Below are 21,756 nucleotides of genomic sequence, written 5' to 3'. Positions count from 1 at the left end.
CCTTCACTCTACGACAATATGATTGACGAAACGGAAACCCGCAGCTGTAAAAGCCCTTCGGATTCCACCTCGAAAACCACATTGGATTGGGGCGGTGGCTTGCCGCAAGCGACGCTTGCCATTACTGCGGAAAAGAGACTCATTTCCGCAAACCAGAAGGTAATGATGGCAAACGCAGCGTCAATGCGCGAGGAGGCGGAAACCATTGCCGTGAAGGCACTGGGCTTCGTCGCAGCCGACCCCGAACTCCTGCCGCGCTTCCTGGCCATCACCGGCATCGAGGCGTCCGCCATCCGGCGCGCCGCAGCCGAGCCGGGATTCCTTGCCGGCGTCCTGCAGTTCATCCTGGCCCACGAGCCGACCTTGCTGCGCTTTGCCGAGGAAACCGGCACCCCACCGGCTGCCGTCGGCAAGGCATTGCGCGCGCTGCCGCTTGGCGGCGATGACCATGAGCATTCGATATGAGCGACGATCCCGAGACGGCACGCCAGATCGCCGAACTTGCAGCCGACGACCGGCCTCTGCTGATCCTCGACGTCGATGATGTCGTGCTCGAATTCATCCGGCCGTTTCCGCATTTCCTGAAATCGCGCGGCTTTGGGCTCACGCTGGCCTCCTTCCGCCTCACCGGCAACATCGCCGAAACGGCGAGCGGCCGGCTGATCGAACAGCCGGAGGTGACGGCACTGCTTGGCGATTTCTTCGACGCGCAGGCCGACTGGCAGAGCGTCACCGAAGGCGCCGAGCAAGCGCTTGCCAGCCTCGGCGACCGCGCCGAAATCGTCCTTTTGACCGCCATGCCGCACCGCCATCGCGCGGCGCGCCGCGCCCATCTGGACGCGCTCGGACTGCCCTACCCGCTTTTGACCACCGAAATGGCGAAGGGGCCCGCGGTGGCGAAATTGCGCGGCAGCAAAGGCCGGCCGGTGGCGTTTGTCGACGACCAGCCCGCCAACCTCATCTCAGCGCGCAATTCCGTGGCCGATGCGCACCTGTTCCATCTGATGGCCGACAATTCGCTGCGCGCCTACCTGCCGCCGGTGCCGGACGACATCGTCTCGGTCGAGGACTGGCGCGACGCCGCGCCGAAAATCGCCAGCGCGCTCGGGCTTTAAGTCCAAGCGCTTCCGAGCCTAGAGCAATTCCAGGAAAAGTGTGTAACGGTTTTCCGTCCGGAATTGCGTAAAAACAAATGCTTAGAGCGGCTTAGCGATTCCGTGAAACGCTGAGCCGCTCTGGGGATCACGGCTGCAACTTCGCCCCTGCGCCGCCACTATTGCCTTCGCCAGGGCTCGCACCCTGACCGGCGCCGTCTTCCATGACCGGATCGGGGCCCTTCAGCATGGCGCCGTTGACCGTCACTGACCCATCGTGCCTGGCATTGATCACCCATTCGATACGGCCGTCCGGCAGCGTCTTGGCGAAACCCTTGATGGCCAGCGCCCCGGTGAAAGCCTGCGACGCCTGCGGATCTGTCTTCGCCGCCTCTTGCAAGGCCGCGACGATTTTGTCGTAGCCGGTGACGTCGATGGTTACGTTGGCATCGGGCTTCTCGCCATCGGGAAACGTCATGTCGCCTTCCAGCGCGATTTCGGCACCGCCGCCCTTGACCGTGCTGTGGCCGATGACGATCTTCGGGCCGTTCGCTAGGAACTCTTTCTTCAGTCCGTCACCAAACTCCTGCGAAAGGGGCGGGTTCTTGTTGAGATCGAAAGCCTCGATCGCCTTTTTGGCCATCGTGTCGAGATCGATGTTGGCGCCACCGAAATTGAGGTCGAGATCGGTGGGACGCAGCGCGATGGCCCAGCTTGGAATAAGATTTTGCGGCATCGAAAGACCCGACGCCTTGATCGCGTAGTTGATGGTTCCGTTGCGGGCTATGCCGTCCATGCCGAAAGCGATGCCGACCTCGGCCGCGCCGAAATTACCGGTCGGGCTCACGACACGCACATCCTTGAAGTTGTACGCCCCATCGATCCGCTCCCAAAGCGGCAGCGCGGCCAGCAGATGCGACTTGAGCTCCGCCTGGTTGGCCTTCAGTTTCGCCTCGTCCTCATTGGCTACGGCAAATGCCAGCAGGTCCAAGAGAGGCTTCGTACGCACCCCCTTGCCTTTTGCATCCACCGACAATTCCGGCGACTTCAGCGTCAGCGGGATTTTTTGCCCGCTGCCTGGGCTGCCGATCGTGACCGTCTCGTTAAAATCCGCAACCGTCTGACCCATGGTGAAATCGACACCGCCATTCTGGCCCTTGGTGGCGCCTATGGTCGCGGTTCCAGCGCCTGTGCTCAAATCCGTGCGCTGCGTGGGGTCTTGCGACGTCATCGTCATACCTTCCAGCGACGACGTCGCGGAGCTGAAAGCCGCGAGTTTAGGATCGTAGATGCCAACGAGCCTATGACCCTTGAACGACATCTTCGCGCTTTGCGGACCCCGATCACCGTTGAACTCCATCGAGCCTTGCGCAGTGAAATTGGCCGATACATCCCAAGCGCCGTCGCTGCGCGGCTTGGTCAAAAGCGCGTAGGGGCTGAAATCGAACTTGAAGCCGTCTTGTTTGCCGATCATTTCCACGAGCGGCTTGAAGTCGAATGCAAGCTTGTAGGCATCGCCTTCGACCGAGACTTTTACAAATCCAATGTCGAAAGGCTTCTTGCCGAAATAGTGCGCCAGATTGTCGGTGAGCTGCTTGGCGCCCTGGCTGTCGACCGTCTGGCCAAACGCCGGTGCGCTGCAGGCAAGAAGCAAAACAAATGGCAAAACGCGCTTCATATCGATCCTCCACTCTATTGCGGCCGTCAAAACCGTTTCTGCCACTGGTAGGGAAATACCATCACAGCCGCAAGACAAGACCTTGGATTGCCGGCTACAGCACCAGCCGCATCAACGGCCTGCCGGCTTTGCGTTCGACAAGCCGCTCGAAGCCGGCCTTTTCAAACACACGCGAGGAGCCGACGAACAGCCCGATCGAACGCGAATCGCGCGACACATCGATCGGACAGGCCTCGACCAGCCGCACCTTGTTCTGGCGCGCAAAGGCGATGCCGCCCTCGACCAGGCGATGGCTGATGCCCCTGCCGCGCGCACTGGCGCGGATGAAGAAGCAGGAGATCGCCCACACGCCCGGATCGGTGGCGTCGGACGGATCGATCGGCGCCGAACCCCTGCCCCGATTGTTCCATTCGGGCACGTCGGCGCGCGGCCCGATCTGCATCCAGCCGACCGCCTGGCCGTCCTCGAAAGCCAAGATCCCCGGCGGCGGCCCGGCCTCGATGCGCGCCTTGATAAGATCCTTGTTGCGCTGCTTGTCGCTGGCGCGCCGCGCCGCCGGCGCTTGCCTGAAATAGGTGCACCAGCAGCCGTAGCAGGCGCCCTGCTTGCCGAAAAGGTCCTCGAAATCCGCCCATAGGTCGGGCTTCAGCGGCGCTATGGTCGTGCTCATGAGTTCTCTCCCGGCTAACCGCTTGTGGCGGCTCCCGTCCTGACGTACCATTGCATCTGTTCTCTTTATGTTCGCAACGATGGCGGCCCCTGTCAACAATCCCGAGCACGGTTTTTGCCGCGACTGCCTGACCTTTCAGCGCAGCGATGTCAGACGCTGCGAGCGCTGCGGCAGTCCCCGGCTCGCCCGTCATCCCGAACTCTACCGTCTGCATCTTGCCCATATCGATTGCGACGCCTTTTATGCGGCGATCGAAAAGCGCGACAACCCGGCGCTAAAGGACAAGCCGCTGATCATCGGCGGCGGCAAGCGCGGAGTCGTCTCCACCGCCTGCTACATCGCCCGCATCAAGGGCGTCCGCTCGGCAATGCCGATGTTCAAGGCGCTCGAAGCCTGTCCGGAGGCGGTCGTCATCCCGCCCAATATGGAAAAATATGTCCGCGTCGGCCGCGAGGTGCGCGCGCTGATGCAGGCCCTGACGCCGCTGGTCGAACCGCTCTCGATTGACGAGGCGTTTCTCGACCTTGCCGGCACCGAGCGCCTGCACGGCATGCCGCCGGCAGTGGTGCTGGCGCGCTTTTCGCTCACCGTCGAAAAGGAAATCGGCATCACCGTTTCGGCCGGCCTCTCCTACTGCAAGTTCCTGGCCAAGGTTGCCTCCGATTTCCGCAAGCCGCGCGGCTTTTCGGTGATCGGCGAGGCCGAGGCGCTGGGTTTCCTGGCCGAGCAGCCGGTGACGCTGATCTGGGGCGTCGGCAAGGCTTTTGCCGCAACGCTCGAACGCGACGGCATCCGCACCATCGCCCAGCTGCAGCGCATGGAGCGCACCGATCTGATGCGCCGCTATGGTGTGATGGGCACCCGGCTCTACCATCTGTCGCGCGGCCAGGATGACCGCCGTGTCGACCCCGATCAGGATGCAAAAAGCGTCTCGGCCGAAACCACTTTCGACACTGATATAGCTGACATGGACGAGCTGGTTCCGGTGCTGCGAGGACTGTCTGAAAAGGTATCGGCGCGGCTGAAAAAGTCAGGCATTGCCGGGCGCACCGTGGTGCTGAAGCTGAAGACGCAGGACTTCAAGCTGCGCACCCGCAACCGCCAGCTCGGCGACCCGACAAGGCTGGCCGACCGCATCTTCCAGACCGGCCTCGACCTGTTGCGCAAGGAAGCCGACGGCACGAAATACCGGCTGCTCGGCATCGGCGTCAGCGATCTCTCGGATGACGGGAAGGCCGACCCGCCCGATCTCATCGATGTCGGCTCGCGCAAGCGAGCCATGGCCGAAAGCGCCATCGACACGCTGCGCGACAAGTTCGGCAAGAAGGCGGTGGAAACCGGCTACACCTTCGGCAAGGGCCGCAACGCCAACCCGCCCGAGCCGATCGAAGAGTAATCGGCTTAGATGCGCTGCAGATCTATGCGACTCGTCACCACGCTCTTGCCGGTTTTCGGATCGACATCGGTAACGGTCAACCGCATTCCGTCGCCGCTGGTTTTCTCGACCGTCAACCGCGCCTTGCGATCGCCATTGACCTCCGTCGCCCAGCTGATGCCGAGATTGATCGCGTTGCCCGAGCGGCTGCCGGCGAGCTGTGCCGGCCCGGTACGCGATCCGACATAGACGCCGGTGTACTTCGCCCCGCTGGCCTTCAGATCCGCGCTGATGGCGCGCGTCACCACGACAAGACCACGGCAGTTGCCGTCAAGCGACAATGAGGTCGACGTCGCGTCGGAATTGAAGGTGCAGGACACATTCACCGTCGGTGCGTCGGTGGTGACCTTGACTGTGCCCTTGCCGGAGAAATTGCCCTGCAGGGAGCTGAGAAAATCCGCCTCGTCGGCATGGGCCGCCCCGCTCGCAGTTATCAGGCAGCCGGATAGCAGAAATCGCGCGAATGATTTCATTGGTATCTCTCCCCCGTTGATGTTGAAGAACAATGCGTCCAGGAATTGGCCAACATCGGGAACCAACGCCTGCCGTCGTGTCAGGTTCCACTTCCTGCTGGCTGTTTTGCAACGGGTCTGGCCCAGTCGAATGCGTCGCCTAGCGGTTGCGATAGAAGTCCCGGCTTGCGACATAGCGCCTATGGCCCCTTCCCCATCGATCCCTAGAGCCGCCTTCTGGATGGCGCTGTCGATCGCCTCGTTCCTGGCGATGTCGGTCGCCGGCCGCGCCACCACCGCGGAGCTCAACGTCTTCCAGGTGCTGGAACTGCGCTCGGTGATCGGCTTTTTCATCCTGTTGCCGCTGGTGATGATGAGCGGCGGCTTTGCGGCGATGCGCACGCAGCGCCCCGTCGCCCATCTCGCCCGCAACGTCATCCACTATACCGGCCAGGCGGCATGGCTTTACGCATTGACGTTGATCCCGCTGGCCGTGCTGATCTCGATCGAATTCACGACGCCGATCTGGACGGCCCTGCTCGCGGTCGGCTTCCTCGGCGAAAGGCTGTCGCGGCCCAAGCTGGCGGCGATCGCGCTGGGGCTGATCGGCGTGGTGATCATCGTGCGGCCCGGCGTTGGCGCCGTCGATCCGGGGCACCTGATCGTGCTCGGCGCCGCGGTCTGCTTCGGCATTTCGGTGGTCATGGTGAAGTCGCTGACGCGCACCGACAGCGTCGTGCGCATCATCTTCTGGATGCTGATCATCCAGTCCGTGGTCGGCTTGATCCCGGCGCTCTGCGAATGGCGCAACCCGCCACTGGAACTCTGGCCGTGGATCGCCCTGATCGCCTTCACCGGCATGTCTTCGCATTTCTGCATGGCCCGCGCACTCGCCTATGCCGACGCGACCGTGATCTCACCGATGGACTTTTTGCGCGTGCCGCTATCGGCGCTGATCGGCTGGCTGCTCTACAGCGAGCAGATCGACGCCTTCACCGCCGGCGGCGCCCTGCTGATCCTGCTGGGCAACCTGCTCAACCTGCAGCGCAAGGCGCCGCAACCAGCGGAAGTCGCTACGTCATAGCACTGCCGCCAATCAGCTTCCTTCGTCGGGGATGTTGAGGAGATGCCCGCAGGCCTTGCAATGCACTGCGTCCGGTTCGTGCCGCTGCAGGCCGCATTGCGGACAGGGAAAGAACACCTTGGCGGGGCGGAAGATCGCCGTCGCCAGCCTGACGAACAGCGATATGCCGATGATCATGGTGACGATTGCGGTCAGCTTGCCGGCGATCCCCGGCAGCACGATGTCGCCGAAACCGGTGGTCGTCATCGTGGCGACGGTGAAATACAGCGCGTCGATATAGTTCTCGAGGCCCGCGCCGGTGCGAAAGAAGAAGGTGTAGACGAAACCTGTGATGACGAACAGGAACGTCAACAGGTTGATGACCGCCTGGCTTGCCTCGCGCCAGGGTCTCAAGCCGCGCATCCGACCACAGCCGCAGGATGCGCAGGAAAGCAAGATTTGCCAGCGCCGTCGGCATCAGCAGCGTCAACAGGATGAAGACATCGACCCATGAGGTCGGCTGTTTCATCAGCTGCAGCATGTCGTTGGAGGCGAGCAGCCGGGCAATCAGGTCGGCCGCGACCAGGGCGGCGACGGTATAGTCGAGCCACAGGAATGACGGCTTGTCCTGGAGCACCGGCGTAGCAACGAAAAAGGCGATGATGGCGAGGTCGATGATGACAGCCGTCAGCTGAAACCGGAACGCCGCCGGCGAGCGCCCGTGATAGAGCTTGCGCAGCCGGTCGCGCAGCCGCGCTATCGCCGAGCTTTGCTGCGACCCGTCCTTGTCATGCTCTTTCATCGAGATTGCGTAGCGTCCGGCGCGCAAGCCGTCCAGTGGCCAAGGGACGCCGTCAGCGCTGCACCGTGCCATCGGGTCCGACAACGCCCCAGGCGGTCGCCGTATCGTAGAAGAACTGCTCCTTGGCGATCCGACCACCGCGCCACTGCTGCAGCGCCACCTCTTCCAGCCGCTGAACGACACCATCCTTGTCGGTTTTGTCGAATGTCCAGCGGATGGCGACGTTGTCGCCGTCGACCAGGAAGCCGACGTCCATGTGATTGCCGTCGGCATCGCCTGAATATCAGCGCAGCCTAGACGAGTTCGACTTCCACCACGCCCGGCACAGCGCGCATCGCAGAGGCGATCTGCGGCGAGATGCGGTAGCGGTTGGGCAATTCGATCTCGACCTCGCCCTGACCTGCCTCCTTGATCAGCACGAAGCTGACCTGGCCCTCCCCCTTCACCGCCAGCTGGCCGGCCAGCATGCCGATGGGTGCCGCATCGCGCACGAAAATGCGCAGCGCCTTCTGGATACGGCTTGCCTCGTCCTCCAGCGACTGCACCGTCTGGATGCGCAGATTGACGCCTTCGGGCCGGTCTTCGGCCGAAACGGTGATCACCACCGAACGGCCGGGCTCGAGCAGGTCGCGATATTGCGCCAGCCCCTCGGAAAACAGCACGGCTTCATACTGACCAGACGTGTCGGAAAAGGCGATGACGCCCATCTTGTTGCCGGTGCGGGTCTTGCGCTCCTGCTTGGTGGTGACCGTGCCGGCCAGCCGCCCGGCGGCGGCACCGCGTTTGACCGCGGCCGAGAACTCGCCCCAGTTTTGCACCCGCATCTTCTGGAGTGCGGCCTTGTACTCGTCGAGCGGATGCGCAGAGAGATAGAAGCCCACCACCTGGAATTCGCGGTGCAGCCGGTCCGCTGCAAGCCATGGATCGGTCGGCGGCAAATTGAGCGCCTGCTGCTGCGCGCCAAGAGAAGCGCCGAAAATGTCGTGCTGGCCCGAAATTGCGTTCTGCTGCGCCAGCGAGGCTAGCCCCATCATCCGCTCGACGCCGGCCATCATCTGGGCGCGGTCGTGGCCGAAGCAATCCAGCGCGCCGGCCATGATCAGGCTTTCGAAGACCCGCTTGCCGACGATCTTCGGGTCGACCCGCTCGCAGAAATCGGCGAGGTTCTTGAACGGCTTTTCGCCGCGCATAGCGACGATGTGCTCGACCGCCGCGTCGCCGACGCCTTTCAGCGCGGCAAGCGAATAATAGATGCGGTTCTCGCCGACCTCGAAATTGCGGAAGCTGGTCATCACCGACGGCGCCACCACCTCGATGCCGAGACGCAGCGCATCTTGGCGGAAATCGGCGAGCTTGTCGGTGTTGCCCATGTCGAGCGTCATCGACGCCGCCAGGAATTCGACCGGGTAGTGCGCCTTGAGATAGGCGGTCTGGTAGGAAACCACGGCGTAAGCCGCGGCGTGCGATTTGTTGAAGCCGTAGTCGGCGAACTTGGCCAAAAGGTCGAAGATGAAGTCGGCCTGCGGCTTGCCGACGCCACGCTCGACGGCACCGGAGACGAAGCGCTCGCGCTGCTTGTCCATCTCGGCACGGATCTTCTTGCCCATGGCGCGGCGCAGAAGGTCGGCTTCGCCGAGCGAATAGCCCGACAGCTCCTGCGCGATCTGCATCACCTGTTCCTGATAGACGATGACGCCTTGCGTCTCCTTCACCAGATGGTCGATCTTGGGGTGGATCGAGGCCATCTCCTCTTCGCCATGCTTTCTGGCGTTGTAGGTTGGGATGTTCTCCATCGGACCGGGACGGTAGAGCGCCACCAGCGCGATGATGTCCTCGATGCAGTCGGGCCGCATGCCGATCAGCGCCTTGCGCATGCCGGCACTTTCCACCTGGAACACGCCGACCACTTCGCCGCGCGACAGCATGGCGTAGGTGTCGGGATCGTCGAGCGGGATCGTCGCCAGGTCGATCTCGATGCCGCGGCGGCGGATCAGCTTCACCGCGGTCTCCAGCACGGTCAGCGTCTTGAGGCCGAGGAAGTCGAACTTCACCAGCCCGGCCTGTTCGACATATTTCATGTTGAACTGGGTGACCGGCATGTCGGAGCGCGGATCGCGGTACATCGGAACCAGTTCCGACAGCGGCCTGTCGCCGATGACGATGCCGGCGGCATGCGTCGAGGCGTGGCGGTAGAGGCCTTCCAGTTTCTGCGCCATATCGAGCAGCGTCTGGACGATCGGCTCCTTCTCGGCCTCCTCGGCAAAGCGCGGCTCGTTGGCGATGGCATCCGCGAGCTTGACCGGATTGGCCGGGTTCTGCGGCACCATCTTGGACAGCTTGTCGACCTGGCCGTAAGGCATCTGCAGCACACGACCGACGTCGCGCAGCACGGCACGCGCCTGCAGCGTGCCGAAGGTGATGATCTGCCCCACCTGATCGCGGCCGTATTTCTGCTGGACGTAGCGGATAACCTCCTCGCGCCGGTCCTGGCAGAAGTCGATGTCGAAGTCGGGCATCGACACACGGTCGGGATTGAGGAAGCGCTCGAACAGCAAGGAGAAGCGCAGCGGGTCGATGTCGGTGATGGTCGTCGAATAGGCAACCAGCGAACCGGCGCCCGAACCGCGGCCCGGCCCAACCGGAATGCCTTGCGCCTTCGCCCATTTGATAAAGTCGGCGACAATGAGGAAGTAACCGGGGAATTTCATCTTCTCGATGATGGAAAGCTCGAAATCGAGCCGCTCGCGATACTGCTCGGCGGTATAGCCGGCAGTGGGTCCATGCGCCGCCAGCCGCGCATCGAGCCCTTCATGGGCCTGGCGGCGCAGTTCGTCGGCCTCGGCCTTCAGCGCCACCTCATTGTCGGCGACATCGCCCCCGGTAAAACGCGGCAGGATCGGGTTGCGCGTCTTGGGATAATAGGAGCAGCGCAGCGCGATCTCGACGGTGTTGTCGATCGCTTCCGGCAGATCGGCGAACAGCCGTGCCATATCGGCCTGACTGCGCAGGAAATTGTCCGGCGACAGGCGGCGGCGGTTGTCGGCGGCAACGACCGAGCCTTCGGCAATGGCGATCAGCGCGTCATGCGCGTCATAGTCGTCGCGGGCGGAGAAGAACGCCTCATTGGTGGCGACAAGCGGCAGATCATGGATGTAGGCAAGATCGACCGATGATTTCTCGATCATGCGGTCATAGCCGGAAACCCGATCCAGCTCGACATAGAGCCGGTCGCCAAACAGCGCCTTGAGCGCCAGCAGCCGCGCTTCGGCGAGATCGCGGCGGTCCTCCTTCAGGGCCCGACCTATCGGACCGCGCGGGCCGCCGCTGAGGCAGATCAGGCCATCGCTATGGCCCTCAAGCATTGCTGACGTCAGATGCACTGCCTCGCCCGGCGGCGTCTCCAGATAGACCTGGCTGACCAGCCTGACCAGATTGCCGTAGCCGGCCTCGGTGGCGGAGAGCAGGACCACGGGGTGCATATCCGGACCATGGCGGCGGCGGTCGCGCTGCGCGTCGCTGGTCTCCCCGGAAAAGGCGAGATCGATCTGGCAGCCGATGATCGGCTGGATACCCTCCTTCACCGCCTTCTGGGCGAATTCCAGTGCACCGAACAGATTGTTGGTGTCGGTGACAGCGATCGCCGGGCACTCGTCCTTGACGGCATGACCGACAACGGCGCCGAGCTGCAATGCGCCTTCGAGCAGCGAATAGGCCGAATGCACGCGCAGATGGATGAACCGCCGCGCCGGTACCTCCGGGCGCGAAGCGGCGATCGCTGCTTCGCGCTTCAGGGGATCGCGTGGAAGTCTGTCATCCGCCATGATTTCTCGCGCTGCCTAAAGGCTTTGAGTCGATGGAGATGTATTGTCCGGGACGGCGCGATACCAGTCCAGTACAAACGACTACTGACCCCAGCATTCCAACCGCTCAGGCGAATTCCATGATCACCGCGTCGACGGCAAGGCTATCGCCAGGTTTGGCGTTGAGCTTCGACACGACAAGATCACGGTCGGCGCGTAGAACGTTTTCCATCTTCATCGCTTCGACAACTGCCAGCGTCTCGCCGGCCTTGACCTCCTGCCCCTCGACAACCGCGATCGACACGACCAGGCCCGGCATCGGGCAAAGCAGCATCTTCGACGTGTCCGGCGCCACCTTTTCCGGCATCAGCCGTTCCAGCTCCGCTATGCGCGGCAGCATGGCGCGTGCGTTCACCGACATGCCTTTCCAGGCGATGCGCAAGCCGTTCGGCAGCGGCCTGATCTGCGCTGTAACCTTGCGGGCGCCGACATGACCGCGCCAGATCAGATCGCCCGGCCGCCAGTCGGAAGTCACCGTCAGCGCCTTGCCACCATTGACCGACAGGTCGATTTCCATCGGGATGGAGACCATGCCTTCCAGGATCGAGGCGGAAAGATAATCCTCGCCGATCTTCACCACCCAGTCGCGTTTGAGCGCACCCGAATGCGGCGCCAGCCGCCCGCCCAGCCGGTCGAGCCGGTCGCGGCGCAGAAGCTCGACCGCGGTGGCAATTGCCGCCAGCACCGCTTTTTCGTCCTCATTGGGTACGATCGGCGCGAAGCCGTCGGGATATTCCTCCGCGATGAAGCCGGTCGATATCCGCCCTTCGCGCCAGCGCGGATGCTGCATGAGCGCTGCCAGGAATGGAATGTTGTGCTCGATGCCGTCGACAACGAAACTGTCCAGCGCCTCCGACATGGCATCGATTGCCTCGATACGCGTCGGCGCCCAGGTGCAGAGCTTTGCCACCATCGGGTCATAGAACATCGAAATTTCGGAGCCCTCGGTGACGCCGGTGTCGTTTCGAACGATGACATCGCCGAACGTGCCCTCCTCCGGCGGCCGATAGCGCGTCAACCGGCCGATCGACGGCAGGAAGTTGCGGTAGGGATCCTCGGCATAGAGCCGGCTTTCCACCGCCCAGCCGTTCAGCTTGACGTCGCTCTGCTTCAAAGCCAGCCTCTCGCCGGCAGCGACGCGGATCATCTGCTCGACCAGATCAATGCCGGTGACGAGCTCGGTGACGGGATGCTCGACCTGCAATCGTGTATTCATTTCAAGGAAATAGAAGTTCTTTTCAGCGTCGACGATGAACTCGACGGTGCCGGCGCTCTGATAGTCGACCGCCTTGGCGAGAGCCACGGCCTGCTCGCCCATCGCCTTTCTGGTTTTGGCATCGAGGAAAGGCGACGGCGCCTCTTCCGCCACCTTCTGATTACGGCGCTGGATCGAGCATTCGCGCTCGCCGAGGTAGAGCGCGGTACCATACGCATCGGCCAACACCTGGATTTCGATATGGCGCGGATCGACGACGAATTTCTCGATGAGGACACGGTCGTCGCCGAACGAGCTTTTGGCTTCCGAACGCGCCCGGTCGAAGCCGTCGCGCACTTCCGACTGGCTCCAGGCGATCCGCATGCCCTTGCCGCCGCCGCCGGCCGAGGCCTTGATCATCACGGGATAGCCGATCTCGCCGGCGATCTTTTCGGCATGGTCGGCATTTTCGATGACGCCAAGCCAGCCGGGTACCGTCGAAACCTTGGCCGCATTGGCGAACTTCTTCGATTCAATCTTGTCGCCCATCGCCTTGATCGCTTTGGGTTTCGGACCGATGAAGACAATGCCCTCGGCCTCTAGCGCTTCGCAGAAGGCGGCCCGCTCCGACAGGAACCCGTAGCCGGGATGCACGGCCTGCGCGCCTGTTTCCTTGCAGGTAGCGATGATTTTCTCAGGCAGGAGGTAGCTTTGCGCGGAGGGCGACGGCCCGATATGCACGGCTTCGTCGGCCATTTCGACATGCACGGCGTCGCGATCGGCGTCGGAGTAGACTGCGACCGTGGCGATGCCCATCTTGCGCGCCGTCTTGATGACGCGGCAAGCGATCTCGCCGCGATTGGCGATCAGGATTTTCGTGAACATGCAGACGTCGTTCCTCCGGCGAAGCCGTCCTGTTCTATGGACTATCCGGTTGTGGCTCAAGTGGCGGCATACGCATGGCAAAAGCATGCTTCAAGGCGCCTGTTTAAAAAATGCTTGTCGCGCTCGAACGGACCGAAGCGAATGCCTGATGTGACGAGATAGGCGGCCGACCAGCCCATGATCAGGAAGCCGGTGATGCCTTCCATCGCCTCCAGCAGCCGCCACTCGGCCAGCGGCGCCACATCGGTGAAGCCGATCGTGGCGAAGGCCGATGCAGAGAAATAGAAGGCAGTGTCGAACTCTGCGAACGCGCCGACGGCCACCATTCCGGTGGCCCAAAGCGCCAGTTCGACGCAGACAAGCACGAACATGCCGAGCGCCAGCACCACCAGCGCAACCACCTTTTCCGCCTGGCTGCCGTCCAGCAACGGATGGGCCAGCAGATAGGCGATGAGCTGCGTGAGCATGATCAGCCCGGCAGCATGGACCAGAAATGTCAGCACATCGAAGAGTGCCGCTAGCAGCAGATTGGCAAGCATAACCGACCCTTTCCCGATCCGGTCAGCTTATTGGCCGATGGTGTGCTATCTGCGTCAAGAAAGCGGGCATTTTGCCTCATCTGGCAGTTGCTGGAGCGGCCAAAACCTGAAACCTTGGAGCCAAAATCGCATGGGAGGAATTGTCCGATGAAAACTCGCGCCGCAGTCGCTGTCGCCGCCGGAAAGCCGCTGGAGATCATGGAGGTCGACCTCGACGGACCGCGCGAGGGCGAGGTGCTGGTCGAGATCAAGGCGACCGGTATTTGCCATACCGATGAGTTCACTCTCTCGGGCGCCGATCCGGAAGGCCTGTTCCCTGCGATCCTCGGCCACGAGGGCGCCGGTGTCGTCGTCGATGTCGGCAAGGGCGTGACGTCGGTCAAGAAGGGCGACCATGTCATCCCGCTCTATACGCCGGAATGCCGCCAGTGCCCGTCCTGCCTGTCGCGCAAGACCAATCTGTGCACCGCCATCCGCGCCACGCAGGGCCAGGGCCTGATGCCGGACGGCTCGTCGCGCTTCTCGGTCGGCAAGGACAAGATCTTCCACTATATGGGCTGCTCGACCTTCTCGAACTTCACCGTGCTGCCCGAGATCGCGGTCGCCAAGGTCAATCCGGACGCTCCCTTCGACAAGATCTGCTACATCGGCTGCGGCGTCACCACCGGCATCGGCGCCGTCATCAACACGGCCAAGGTAGAGCAAGGCGCCACCGCCGTCGTCTTCGGCCTCGGCGGCATCGGCCTAAACGTCATCCAGGGCCTGAAGCTGGCCGGCGCCGACATGATCATCGGTGTCGATCTGAACAACGACAAGAAAGCCTGGGGCGAGCGCTTCGGCATGACGCATTTCGTCAATCCGAAGGAGGTCGACGGCGACATCGTCCCTCACCTCGTCAACATGACCAAGCGCGGCGCCGACCAGATCGGCGGCGCCGACTACACGTTCGACTGCACCGGCAACACCAAGGTGATGCGCCAGGCGCTGGAAGCCTCGCATCGCGGCTGGGGCAAGTCAGTCATCATCGGCGTCGCCGGCGCCGGCCAGGAGATTTCGACCAGACCCTTCCAATTGGTCACCGGCCGCACCTGGATGGGCACCGCCTTTGGCGGCGCACGTGGCCGCACCGACGTGCCGAAGATCGTCGACTGGTACATGGACGGCAAGATCCAGATCGACCCGATGATCACCCATTTGCTGAAGCTGGAAGACATCAACAAGGGTTTTGACCTCATGCATGAGGGCAAGTCGATCAGGAGCGTGGTGGTCTATTGAAGGAGGTTCGAATTCGCTTCATCGACCCTGAGAAGTCGACGATCCATCGAATACGGAACTTTGGTGAGGATCTTTGGCGTAGCTTTCGCGAGGAAAAGCGCGTCACGATCAATCTGGAGGAGATCGATCGGGCGCAAGATGAGATCGCTTATCTCGTGCATGGACAGTTTCTAAGGAGGAGCCTGACCGAAGCGCATCGTCTGCTGAAGGTGCACTTCATGGAAAATGAGGTGGTCATCGAGACGTGATCGAGATGACAAGACAGGGAGGAAGAAAATGCCTGAAAAACTGCATCCGAAAATCGACAATGGCTTGCCCAGGGAAAGCGCTAGCTTTGCCGGCGGCACGCTGGTCTGCGCCTGCACCAGCAAGCCGGTGAAGGTAAAGGTCAAGGGCCAGATCGCCCATAACCATGCCTGCGGCTGCACGAAGTGCTGGAAACCAGAAGGCGCGGTGTTCTCGATCGTGGCGGTCGCCGGCACCGGCGACGTCACCGTCACCGAGAACGGCGACAAGCTGAAGGTGGTTGATCCCTCAGCGCTCATCCAGCGCCATGCCTGCACCGGCTGTGGCGTCCACATGCATGGCCCCGTCGAGCGCGATCATCCGTTCAAGGGCCTAACCTTCATCCATCCGGAGCGTTTTGAGGAGGACGGCTGGTCACCGCCCGGCTTCACCGCTTTCGTGTCGTCGATCATAGAATCCGGTGTCGACCCCAAGCGGATGGACGGCATCCGCGGCCAGCTGAAGTCGATCGGGCTCGAGCCTTATGACTGCCTCAACCCCGGTCTGATGGACTATATCGCCACCTGGACGGCGAAGAAGTCGGGCGCGCTGCCGGCCTGACAATACGAGATTTCTGGCATGGGGCCGGGTAATATGCCGGCCCCATCTTCGTTTTGGAGAGACAATGCCCGCACCCGCCATCTATGTCGACGCCGACGCCTGCCCGGTGAAAGCCGAGGTCGAAAAGGTCGCCGAGCGCCATGGCGTCGTCGTCACTTACGTCTCCAATGGCGGGCTTCGTCCCTCGCGTGATCCGATGATCCGCAACGTCGTCGTTTCCAAGGGTGCTGACGCCGCCGACGACTGGATCGTCGACAACGCGAAATCCAACGACATCGTGATCACCGCCGACATTCCGCTTGCCGCCCGCGCCGTGGCGCTGGGCGCCCATGTGCTTGGGCCAACCGGTCGCCCTTTCACGCCCGAAACCATCGGCATGGCGGTGGCGATGCGCGATTTGAAGCAGCATTTGCGCGAGACCGGCGAGAGCAAGGGCTACAATGCCAGCTTTGCGCCGCAGGACCGCTCGCGCTTCCTGGGCGAACTCGACCGTATCTTGCGGCGCGCGCTGAAATCCGTCACACCGGAATAGAAACGGCACCCGAGGCCGGCCCATGGCAACAGACATCCCCATCACGAACCCGCTGCACCGGCACAAGCAATTCCTGGTGTCGGCATGCGTCGGTCTGCCGGCATTGGTTATCGCGCTGATCGCGGGCTTGCCGCTTGCCTATTCCGTCTCGATCGCTGCCGACGCCTTCTTCGTCGTCTTCATCGCACTCGTCCTCGCCAAGATGCCGCTGCTGTCCGGTCGCTATCTCAGCAAGAATGCGCGCGAGGTCGACCTGCCGGTGCTGGGCATCTTTGCCATTACGCTGGGTGTCGTCAGCATCGCCATCGTCCTTTTGTTCCAGTTGATCAACCACAAGGACCGCGACCCGACCGAACTCGGTATTGCTATGTTGTCGATCCCGCTTGGCTGGTTCACCATCCACTCCCTGGCGGCGCTTCACTATGCTCATGTCTACTGGATGGACGGCGACGCAATCGATGCCGAAACCAAGAAGAAGATGCCGGTCGGCGGCCTCGATTTTCCCGGCAGCAAACGGCCGGATGGCTGGGACTTTCTCTATTTCGCGACGGTGATCGGCATGACCGCGCAGACGGCCGACACGGCGATAACCACCTCCCATATGCGCCGCGTCGTGCTTGTCCATTCGATCCTGTCGTTCTTCTTCAACACCGTCATCGTCGCTGCCGTCGTCAATCTCGCCGTCAGCCTCGGCAATTCATAGCAATCCGTCCCAGTATCAAAAACGTGCCTGTAATAAAAACGTGATCGCATGAAACATTGCTTTCGATAGCGACGTATTGGGAGGAGAACGACAAGCGCGAGATCGCGCAGCCAGGAGACCAGGAAACATGGAATCCGTTGCCATGACCCAGCCAAGCATCGGGGCTGACGCCACTACGCTGAAGGAGACGACACTGATCTACCGGCAATCGCGCTGGACCCGTCTGACGCACTGGCTGTGGGCGATTTCGCTATTCTTCATGCTGTTGTCCGGTCTGCAGATCTTCAACGCCCGCCCGCAGCTCTACATCGGCAAGCAATCCGGCTTCGAGTACAACAACACTGTCTTTGCCATCGGCGCCGAAAACACCACGACCGGTCCGCGCGGCTATACCGAGATCTTCGGCCATCGCTTCGACACCACCGGCGTGCTCGGCTGGTCGGGACCGGCCGGCCAGGAGACCTCGCGCGCCTTCCCGTCCTGGGCGACGATCCCGTCCTACTACGACCTCGGCACCGCCCGCGTCGTGCATTTCTTCTTTGCCTGGATACTGACTGCCACCCTGGTCGTCTGGCTGGTCGCCAGCCTGGTCAACGGCCACCTGCGCCGTGATCTGGCTCCGCGCCTGGACGACCTTAAGCGCTTGCCCCAGGACATTATCGACCACGCCAAGCTCAGGTTTCACCACACCCGTGAATACAATACGCTGCAGAAAATGGCTTATGGCGGCGTGCTGTTCGTGCTGTTGCCGCTGATGATCATCACCGGTCTTGCCATGTCGCCGAGCATGAACTCGGTGCTGCCCTGGCTCAACGAGGTGCTCGGCGGCCGGCAGACGGCGCGCACCATCCATTTCACGGTGATGCTGCTGCTGGTCGGGTTTTTCATCATCCACATGCTGATGATCCTTGCTGCCGGCCCGATCAACGAACTGCGCTCGATCATCACCGGCTGGTACCGCACCGATCCTCCTGCGCATGACGACAAACCCGCAGAGAGGAGCGTCTGACATGGCCAAATTCCAGATCAGCCGCCGCAAATTCCTGACCGGTGCCAGCCTCGGTGTTTCCGGCATCATGCTGTCGGGCTGCGATGCCTTTGATAGCCAGCTCGGCATGGGCGACGGCCTTCGCAGCTTCCTCGAAAACGCCAACAGCCTGACCTATCGCGCGCAGCGCCTGCTGGCCGGTCGCGACGCGCTGGCGCCGGAATTTTCCGAGGCCGACATCCGCCAGCCGCAGCGGCCGAACGGCGTGACCGCGCCCGACGACGACACCTACAAAGGCCTGCTCGCCAACAATTTCGCCGATTGGCGGCTGGAAGTGACGGGCCTGGTCGAAAAGCCGCTGTCGCTCAGCCGCGAGCAGCTGCAGAACATGCCGAGCCGCACCCAGATCACCCGGCATGACTGCGTGGAAGGCTGGAGTTGCATCGCCAAATGGACCGGAACGCCGCTGTCGCTGGTGCTGGATCAGGCTGTCGTTAAGCCTGAGGCGCGCTACGTCATGTTCCACTGCCTCGACACGATCGACCGCAGCCTCGCCGGCGAGATCAAATATTACGGCAGCATCGACCTGATCGACGCCCGCCACCCGCAGACGATCCTCGCCTATGGCCTCAACGGCAAGCCGTTGCCGGTCGAAAACGGCGCACCGCTGCGCGTGCGCGTCGAGCGCCAGCTCGGCTACAAGATGCCGAAATATCTCTACAAGATCGAGCTGGTCGACAGTTTCGCCAATGTCGGCGGCGGCCGCGGTGGCTACTGGGAAGACAATGGCTACGACTGGTATGGCGGGATTTGATTGAGCCTGCCGATCGAGTTCACGCCACCTTGTCGAGCAGCGGCTTCAGCGCCGGATGGATTTCCGGCGAGGCGTGCTTGATCAGCGTCAGCAGCGCGCGTTCATTGTCATGCAGCGGACGGCCGGTGCCGATGCGCTCGGCCAGCCATTTTGCCTCGCCGGAATCGATCGTTTCGGCACGGCGCGCGAGCGCTTCGGCAGCCCGGTTCTTCGATTCCCACTCGGCCTCGATATCGCCGGGCGAACGATAGGCTTCCATGATGCCGGCGAGCCCGCCCGACACCATCCGGCTGAAAAAGCCGCCAAACTCAGGCTCGGCCTGTTCGAAGAAGCTGTCACGGCGCAAGGCGGCCTCGCGCGTCGGCGCTTCGTAGCCGGCCGAACACATGACGAAATTGGCGAGCGCCTTGACGAACAACTCATTCCAGGACGGATCATTGCCGGCGGCTGAAGTCTGCTCGTTGATCCTGAACAGCACCTCGGCCTCGGTGCGGGTGATGGCGATGTTGCCGTCGCCGCCATAGGCATAGAGGATGCGGCGCAACAGATCGACTTCAGCCTTGGCGACCAGCCCGGGAACCAGCGCGCCACCGAGCATCAGCGGTCCCTTGCCATCCACCACGGCATGGGCGACCTGTTCCAGCGCATAGGCGGACAGCCGGCCGGGCGATGATTTCGCCCTCTCCAGCACATGCACCAGAAGCTCCAGCTCGGTGAGACTGTCGACCATACCGTCGCAGGAGATTGTCCTGATGAGCCAGTCGGCATTGTCCTCGGAAATGTAGCCCGCCGGCTTTTCCTGGTGGACGATGTAGTCGGTGACAGCCTCGACGAAAAAAGGCGGCCATTCCTGACATTTGTTCGTCGCTGACGCGTCAAGCGCGAACAGCGCCTCGGCCTCACCGCGGCTCACCACGCCGTCGGCGAACACTTCGCGGCGCAACATGACGACATCTTCCGCCGTGATGCGATCTTTCGAAGTCAGCGCCGCCACCGGTGCGCTCTGGATCCGTTCGCTCATCTGTCAATCCCCGTCCGCCGTGCCCAACGCAATTGCCCACCAAACTATCAGCAGTGTCTTGAAAAACCGGCAAACGGCGTGGTTAGTGAAGACTTGTCAGGAAGATGTCGCTGGCAGGTGACAAGGTGTCGCCGACAAGCTATGGATGGCGCGTCGAGGACTCAGGGTCTGAGTCCTACCTGTTTGCGGGAGAGAGCAGCGCGCGAGCTGCCGCCGAAGGGGAAATCGCCCGAAATCTCTCAGGCAAAAGAACCGTAGACGGGAAAGACACTCTGGAAAGTCGGGGCTTGCCCCCGCGCCGAAGGTGTAAGCGTCGCCGACAGAGTTCCGGTTGCGCGAGTCTCTCAGGCTTCAGACAGAGGGGCACGGACTGGTCGCCAGCAGCGGCCGATTGCGTGCGACTCTGGAGATGACATGACGGGCGACGATACCAAACACCTTCCCCTCGAGGACCTGCACACCGCCGTCGGCGCGCGCTTTGGCGCCTTTGCCGGCTGGTCGATGCCGCTGACCTATCCGGCCGGCGTGATGAAGGAGCACCTCCACACCCGCGAACATGCCGGCCTGTTCGACATTTCGCATATGAAGCTGTTCGAAGTCAGCGGCCCTGGCGCCGGCGCCCTGCTCAACCGCGCCTGCCCGCTCGATGCCGGCGCGCTCGGGATTTCGCAGTCCAAATACACCTTTTTCCTCAACGAAGCCGCCGGGATCATCGACGACCTGATCGTCACCCGGCTCGGCGATACCAGGTTCATGGTGGTCGCCAATGCCGGCAATGCTGTCGAGGACGAGAAGCATTTGCGCGCGCTGGCGGTGGATTTCGATGTGAAGGTCGAGGCGCTCGACCGCGTCTTTCTCGCCATCCAGGGACCCGAAGCCTGGGCTGCCTTGTCCCGCGCCGGCATCGAAACCGGCTCTCTGCTGTTCATGCACGGCATCGAGCCGAAGCAGAACTGGTTCATGAGCCGCTCCGGCTATACCGGCGAGGACGGATTCGAGATCGGCCTGCCGGAAGCGGATGCGCGGGCTTTGGTTGCGAAATTGCTTGAGGACGAGCGCGTGTTGTGGATCGGCCTTGCCGCCCGCGACTCGCTGCGGCTGGAGGCCGGGCTTTGCCTGCATGGCCAGGACATTACGCCGGAAATCGATCCGGCCAGTGCCGGCCTGATGTGGGCGATCCCCAAGGATCTCCGTGCCAGCGGATCCTTCATCGGTGCCGACGCCTTGCGGGCGATCCTGGAGCGTGGCGCGGCGCAAAAGCGCGTCGGCCTGAAGCCGGAAGGCCGCCAGCCGGTGCGCGCCGGCGCCGCCCTGTTCGACCCCGACGGCAATCCGGCCGGCCATGTCACATCAGGCGGCTTCGGCCCTTCGGCCGGCCACCCCGTCGCCATGGGCTATGCCTCGGCGTCCCTGGCAAAGCCGGGGACAAAACTGTTCGCCGACGTTCGCGGGACGAAAATCCCGATCGATATCAGTTCCTTGCCCTTCACTCCTCATCGCTACCGCAAAGGATAACCCCGATGGCAAAAACCTATTTCACACAAGATCACGAATGGCTGAGCGTCGAGGGCGGCATCGCCACCGTCGGGATCACCGACTATGCGCAGGAACAGCTCGGTGATCTCGTTTTCGTCGAACTGCCTCAAATCGGCACGAAGCTGAGCAAGGGCGATACGGCCGTGGTCGTCGAATCCGTCAAGGCGGCATCGGACGTCTATGCGCCGGTCGACGGCGAGATCACCGACGCCAATGGCGCACTGTCCTCGGACCCGTCGCTGGTCAATTCGGCCGCCACCGGCAACGGCTGGCTGTGGAAGATGAAGCTTGCCGACGAAGGCCAGCTCGCCGGCCTCATGGATGAGGCCGCCTACAAAGCCCATATCGGCTGATAACAGGACTTAAAA

At 62.5% G+C, this 21,756-nt stretch carries 21 protein-coding genes, 1 pseudogene and 1 riboswitch; of the genes and pseudogenes, 13 read left to right on the top strand and 9 right to left on the bottom strand.

The genetic code is table 11. From position 1 onward, the window contains the following. Nucleotides 1-165 precede the first annotated feature (165 nt). Together JQK88_RS21745 and JQK88_RS21740 are read left to right on the top strand one after the other, a co-directional pair. The gene (locus tag JQK88_RS21745) at nucleotides 166-465 is read left to right on the top strand and encodes a DUF3572 domain-containing protein (protein WP_192258736.1); all 300 of its coding nucleotides are present in this window, start codon (nucleotides 166-168) and stop codon (nucleotides 463-465) included. Continuing rightward, nucleotides 462-1,115, top strand: coding sequence for a hypothetical protein (locus JQK88_RS21740; RefSeq protein WP_203279413.1), 654 nt, complete (start codon nucleotides 462-464; stop codon nucleotides 1,113-1,115). The genes JQK88_RS21745 and JQK88_RS21740 overlap by 4 nt, the downstream gene beginning before the upstream one ends. Nucleotides 1,116-1,242: 127 nt before the next feature. Here JQK88_RS21740 and JQK88_RS21735 read toward each other — a convergent pair whose 3' ends face one another. Beyond that, a complete protein-coding gene (locus JQK88_RS21735; protein ID WP_192258738.1) occupies nucleotides 1,243-2,772 on the bottom strand; it encodes a DUF2125 domain-containing protein in 1,530 nt (509 codons plus the stop codon). 94 nt (nucleotides 2,773-2,866) lie between these two features. Beyond that, entirely contained in the window at nucleotides 2,867-3,442 is a 576-nt protein-coding gene (locus tag JQK88_RS21730; protein ID WP_192258739.1) for a GNAT family N-acetyltransferase, read from the bottom strand. Between the two features lie 67 nt (nucleotides 3,443-3,509). Here JQK88_RS21730 and JQK88_RS21725 point away from each other — a divergent pair, with 67 nt between their 5' ends. Continuing rightward, on the top strand, nucleotides 3,510-4,838 hold the full coding sequence (locus JQK88_RS21725; RefSeq protein WP_203279412.1) for a DNA polymerase IV: 1,329 nt from the start codon (nucleotides 3,510-3,512) through the stop codon (nucleotides 4,836-4,838). Between the two features lie 5 nt (nucleotides 4,839-4,843). Here the strand turns inward: JQK88_RS21725 and JQK88_RS21720 are convergent, their stop codons facing one another. Further along, nucleotides 4,844-5,350, bottom strand: coding sequence for a hypothetical protein (locus JQK88_RS21720; protein ID WP_192258741.1), 507 nt, complete (start codon nucleotides 5,348-5,350; stop codon nucleotides 4,844-4,846). Nucleotides 5,351-5,531: 181 nt separating this feature from the next. Between JQK88_RS21720 and JQK88_RS21715 the strand changes: the two genes are divergently transcribed. Then, the gene (locus JQK88_RS21715) at nucleotides 5,532-6,413 is read left to right on the top strand and encodes a DMT family transporter (RefSeq protein WP_192258742.1); all 882 of its coding nucleotides are present in this window, start codon (nucleotides 5,532-5,534) and stop codon (nucleotides 6,411-6,413) included. Nucleotides 6,414-6,425: 12 nt separating this feature from the next. On the opposite strand, the pseudogene JQK88_RS21710 reads toward JQK88_RS21715, so the two are convergent. From JQK88_RS21710 to JQK88_RS21690, 5 genes and pseudogenes are all read right to left on the bottom strand, one after another. Then, nucleotides 6,426-7,194 (bottom strand): annotated as a pseudogene (locus JQK88_RS21710) (potassium channel family protein). Between the two features lie 52 nt (nucleotides 7,195-7,246). Beyond that, nucleotides 7,247-7,450, bottom strand: a complete 204-nt coding sequence (locus JQK88_RS21705) for a nuclear transport factor 2-like protein (RefSeq protein WP_192258744.1) — start codon at nucleotides 7,448-7,450, stop codon at nucleotides 7,247-7,249. Nucleotides 7,451-7,487: 37 nt separating this feature from the next. Continuing rightward, nucleotides 7,488-11,015 (bottom strand): DNA polymerase III subunit alpha, encoded by a 3,528-nt coding sequence (gene dnaE / locus JQK88_RS21700; protein ID WP_192258745.1) that lies wholly within the window; start codon nucleotides 11,013-11,015, stop codon nucleotides 7,488-7,490. 106 nt (nucleotides 11,016-11,121) lie between these two features. Further along, a complete protein-coding gene (locus JQK88_RS21695) occupies nucleotides 11,122-13,134 on the bottom strand; it encodes an acetyl-CoA carboxylase biotin carboxylase subunit (RefSeq protein WP_203279411.1) in 2,013 nt (670 codons plus the stop codon). Nucleotides 13,135-13,190: 56 nt separating this feature from the next. Then, nucleotides 13,191-13,673 carry an ion channel gene (locus tag JQK88_RS21690; RefSeq protein ID WP_203279410.1) on the bottom strand — a complete coding sequence of 161 codons (483 nt, stop codon included), beginning with the start codon at nucleotides 13,671-13,673 and terminating at the stop codon, nucleotides 13,191-13,193. 147 nt (nucleotides 13,674-13,820) lie between these two features. On the opposite strand from JQK88_RS21690, the gene JQK88_RS21685 reads away from it, so the two are divergent. The 7 genes from JQK88_RS21685 (at nucleotide 13,821) to JQK88_RS21655 (ending at nucleotide 18,831) form a co-directional block, all read left to right on the top strand. Further along, nucleotides 13,821-14,948 (top strand): S-(hydroxymethyl)glutathione dehydrogenase/class III alcohol dehydrogenase, encoded by a 1,128-nt coding sequence (locus tag JQK88_RS21685; protein WP_203279409.1) that lies wholly within the window; start codon nucleotides 13,821-13,823, stop codon nucleotides 14,946-14,948. Beyond that, on the top strand, nucleotides 14,945-15,196 hold the full coding sequence (locus JQK88_RS21680; RefSeq protein WP_192258748.1) for a hypothetical protein: 252 nt from the start codon (nucleotides 14,945-14,947) through the stop codon (nucleotides 15,194-15,196). Before JQK88_RS21685 ends, JQK88_RS21680 begins: the two co-directional genes overlap by 4 nt. Nucleotides 15,197-15,224: 28 nt before the next feature. After that, the gene (gene gfa, locus JQK88_RS21675; RefSeq protein ID WP_192258749.1) at nucleotides 15,225-15,794 is read left to right on the top strand and encodes an S-(hydroxymethyl)glutathione synthase; all 570 of its coding nucleotides are present in this window, start codon (nucleotides 15,225-15,227) and stop codon (nucleotides 15,792-15,794) included. A gap of 64 nt (nucleotides 15,795-15,858) precedes the next feature. Continuing rightward, entirely contained in the window at nucleotides 15,859-16,326 is a 468-nt protein-coding gene (locus JQK88_RS21670) for a YaiI/YqxD family protein (RefSeq protein WP_112564610.1), read from the top strand. Nucleotides 16,327-16,348: 22 nt separating this feature from the next. Further along, a complete protein-coding gene (locus JQK88_RS21665; protein ID WP_192258751.1) occupies nucleotides 16,349-17,029 on the top strand; it encodes a DUF1345 domain-containing protein in 681 nt (226 codons plus the stop codon). Between the two features lie 142 nt (nucleotides 17,030-17,171). After that, on the top strand, nucleotides 17,172-18,038 hold the full coding sequence (locus JQK88_RS21660; protein ID WP_246749981.1) for a cytochrome b/b6 domain-containing protein: 867 nt from the start codon (nucleotides 17,172-17,174) through the stop codon (nucleotides 18,036-18,038). A 1-nt stretch (nucleotide 18,039) separates the two neighbouring features. Further along, complete coding sequence (locus JQK88_RS21655) at nucleotides 18,040-18,831, top strand: molybdopterin-binding protein (RefSeq protein ID WP_203279407.1); 792 nt, start codon at nucleotides 18,040-18,042, stop codon at nucleotides 18,829-18,831. A 19-nt stretch (nucleotides 18,832-18,850) separates the two neighbouring features. On the opposite strand, the gene JQK88_RS21650 is transcribed toward JQK88_RS21655, so the two are convergent. Then, entirely contained in the window at nucleotides 18,851-19,852 is a 1,002-nt protein-coding gene (locus tag JQK88_RS21650; protein WP_192258754.1) for a hypothetical protein, read from the bottom strand. Nucleotides 19,853-20,028: 176 nt separating this feature from the next. Next, nucleotides 20,029-20,117, top strand: a riboswitch (glycine riboswitch). Nucleotides 20,118-20,266: 149 nt separating this feature from the next. On the opposite strand from JQK88_RS21650, the gene gcvT reads away from it, so the two are divergent. Together gcvT and gcvH are read left to right on the top strand one after the other, a co-directional pair. Then, nucleotides 20,267-21,367, top strand: coding sequence for a glycine cleavage system aminomethyltransferase GcvT (gene gcvT, locus JQK88_RS21645; protein WP_192258755.1), 1,101 nt, complete (start codon nucleotides 20,267-20,269; stop codon nucleotides 21,365-21,367). Between the two features lie 5 nt (nucleotides 21,368-21,372). Next, complete coding sequence (gcvH, locus tag JQK88_RS21640) at nucleotides 21,373-21,741, top strand: glycine cleavage system protein GcvH (protein ID WP_192258756.1); 369 nt, start codon at nucleotides 21,373-21,375, stop codon at nucleotides 21,739-21,741. Nucleotides 21,742-21,756: the final 15 nt, after the last annotated feature.

The sequence above is a fragment of the Mesorhizobium caraganae genome (assembly GCF_016836705.1).
Classification (GTDB): Bacteria; Pseudomonadota; Alphaproteobacteria; order Rhizobiales; family Rhizobiaceae; genus Mesorhizobium; species Mesorhizobium caraganae.
Note: the sequence above shows the minus strand (reverse complement) of the source record. Positions and strands in the feature narration are given on the sequence as shown.

Coding starts and splice junctions, on each gene's coding strand:
- JQK88_RS21745 (WP_192258736.1), top strand. CDS start 166: ATGGCAAACGCAGCGTCAATGCGCGAGGAGGCGGAAACCATTGCCGTG.
- JQK88_RS21740 (WP_203279413.1), top strand. CDS start 462: ATGAGCGACGATCCCGAGACGGCACGCCAGATCGCCGAACTTGCAGCC.
- JQK88_RS21735 (WP_192258738.1), bottom strand. CDS start 2,772: ATGAAGCGCGTTTTGCCATTTGTTTTGCTTCTTGCCTGCAGCGCACCG.
- JQK88_RS21730 (WP_192258739.1), bottom strand. CDS start 3,442: ATGAGCACGACCATAGCGCCGCTGAAGCCCGACCTATGGGCGGATTTC.
- JQK88_RS21725 (WP_203279412.1), top strand. CDS start 3,510: ATGTTCGCAACGATGGCGGCCCCTGTCAACAATCCCGAGCACGGTTTT.
- JQK88_RS21720 (WP_192258741.1), bottom strand. CDS start 5,350: ATGAAATCATTCGCGCGATTTCTGCTATCCGGCTGCCTGATAACTGCG.
- JQK88_RS21715 (WP_192258742.1), top strand. CDS start 5,532: ATGGCCCCTTCCCCATCGATCCCTAGAGCCGCCTTCTGGATGGCGCTG.
- JQK88_RS21705 (WP_192258744.1), bottom strand. CDS start 7,450: ATGGACGTCGGCTTCCTGGTCGACGGCGACAACGTCGCCATCCGCTGG.
- dnaE (WP_192258745.1), bottom strand. CDS start 11,015: ATGGCGGATGACAGACTTCCACGCGATCCCCTGAAGCGCGAAGCAGCG.
- JQK88_RS21695 (WP_203279411.1), bottom strand. CDS start 13,134: ATGTTCACGAAAATCCTGATCGCCAATCGCGGCGAGATCGCTTGCCGC.
- JQK88_RS21690 (WP_203279410.1), bottom strand. CDS start 13,673: ATGCTTGCCAATCTGCTGCTAGCGGCACTCTTCGATGTGCTGACATTT.
- JQK88_RS21685 (WP_203279409.1), top strand. CDS start 13,821: ATGAAAACTCGCGCCGCAGTCGCTGTCGCCGCCGGAAAGCCGCTGGAG.
- gfa (WP_192258749.1), top strand. CDS start 15,225: ATGCCTGAAAAACTGCATCCGAAAATCGACAATGGCTTGCCCAGGGAA.
- JQK88_RS21670 (WP_112564610.1), top strand. CDS start 15,859: ATGCCCGCACCCGCCATCTATGTCGACGCCGACGCCTGCCCGGTGAAA.
- JQK88_RS21665 (WP_192258751.1), top strand. CDS start 16,349: ATGGCAACAGACATCCCCATCACGAACCCGCTGCACCGGCACAAGCAA.
- JQK88_RS21660 (WP_246749981.1), top strand. CDS start 17,172: ATGACCCAGCCAAGCATCGGGGCTGACGCCACTACGCTGAAGGAGACG.
- JQK88_RS21655 (WP_203279407.1), top strand. CDS start 18,040: ATGGCCAAATTCCAGATCAGCCGCCGCAAATTCCTGACCGGTGCCAGC.
- JQK88_RS21650 (WP_192258754.1), bottom strand. CDS start 19,852: ATGAGCGAACGGATCCAGAGCGCACCGGTGGCGGCGCTGACTTCGAAA.
- gcvT (WP_192258755.1), top strand. CDS start 20,267: ATGACGGGCGACGATACCAAACACCTTCCCCTCGAGGACCTGCACACC.
- gcvH (WP_192258756.1), top strand. CDS start 21,373: ATGGCAAAAACCTATTTCACACAAGATCACGAATGGCTGAGCGTCGAG.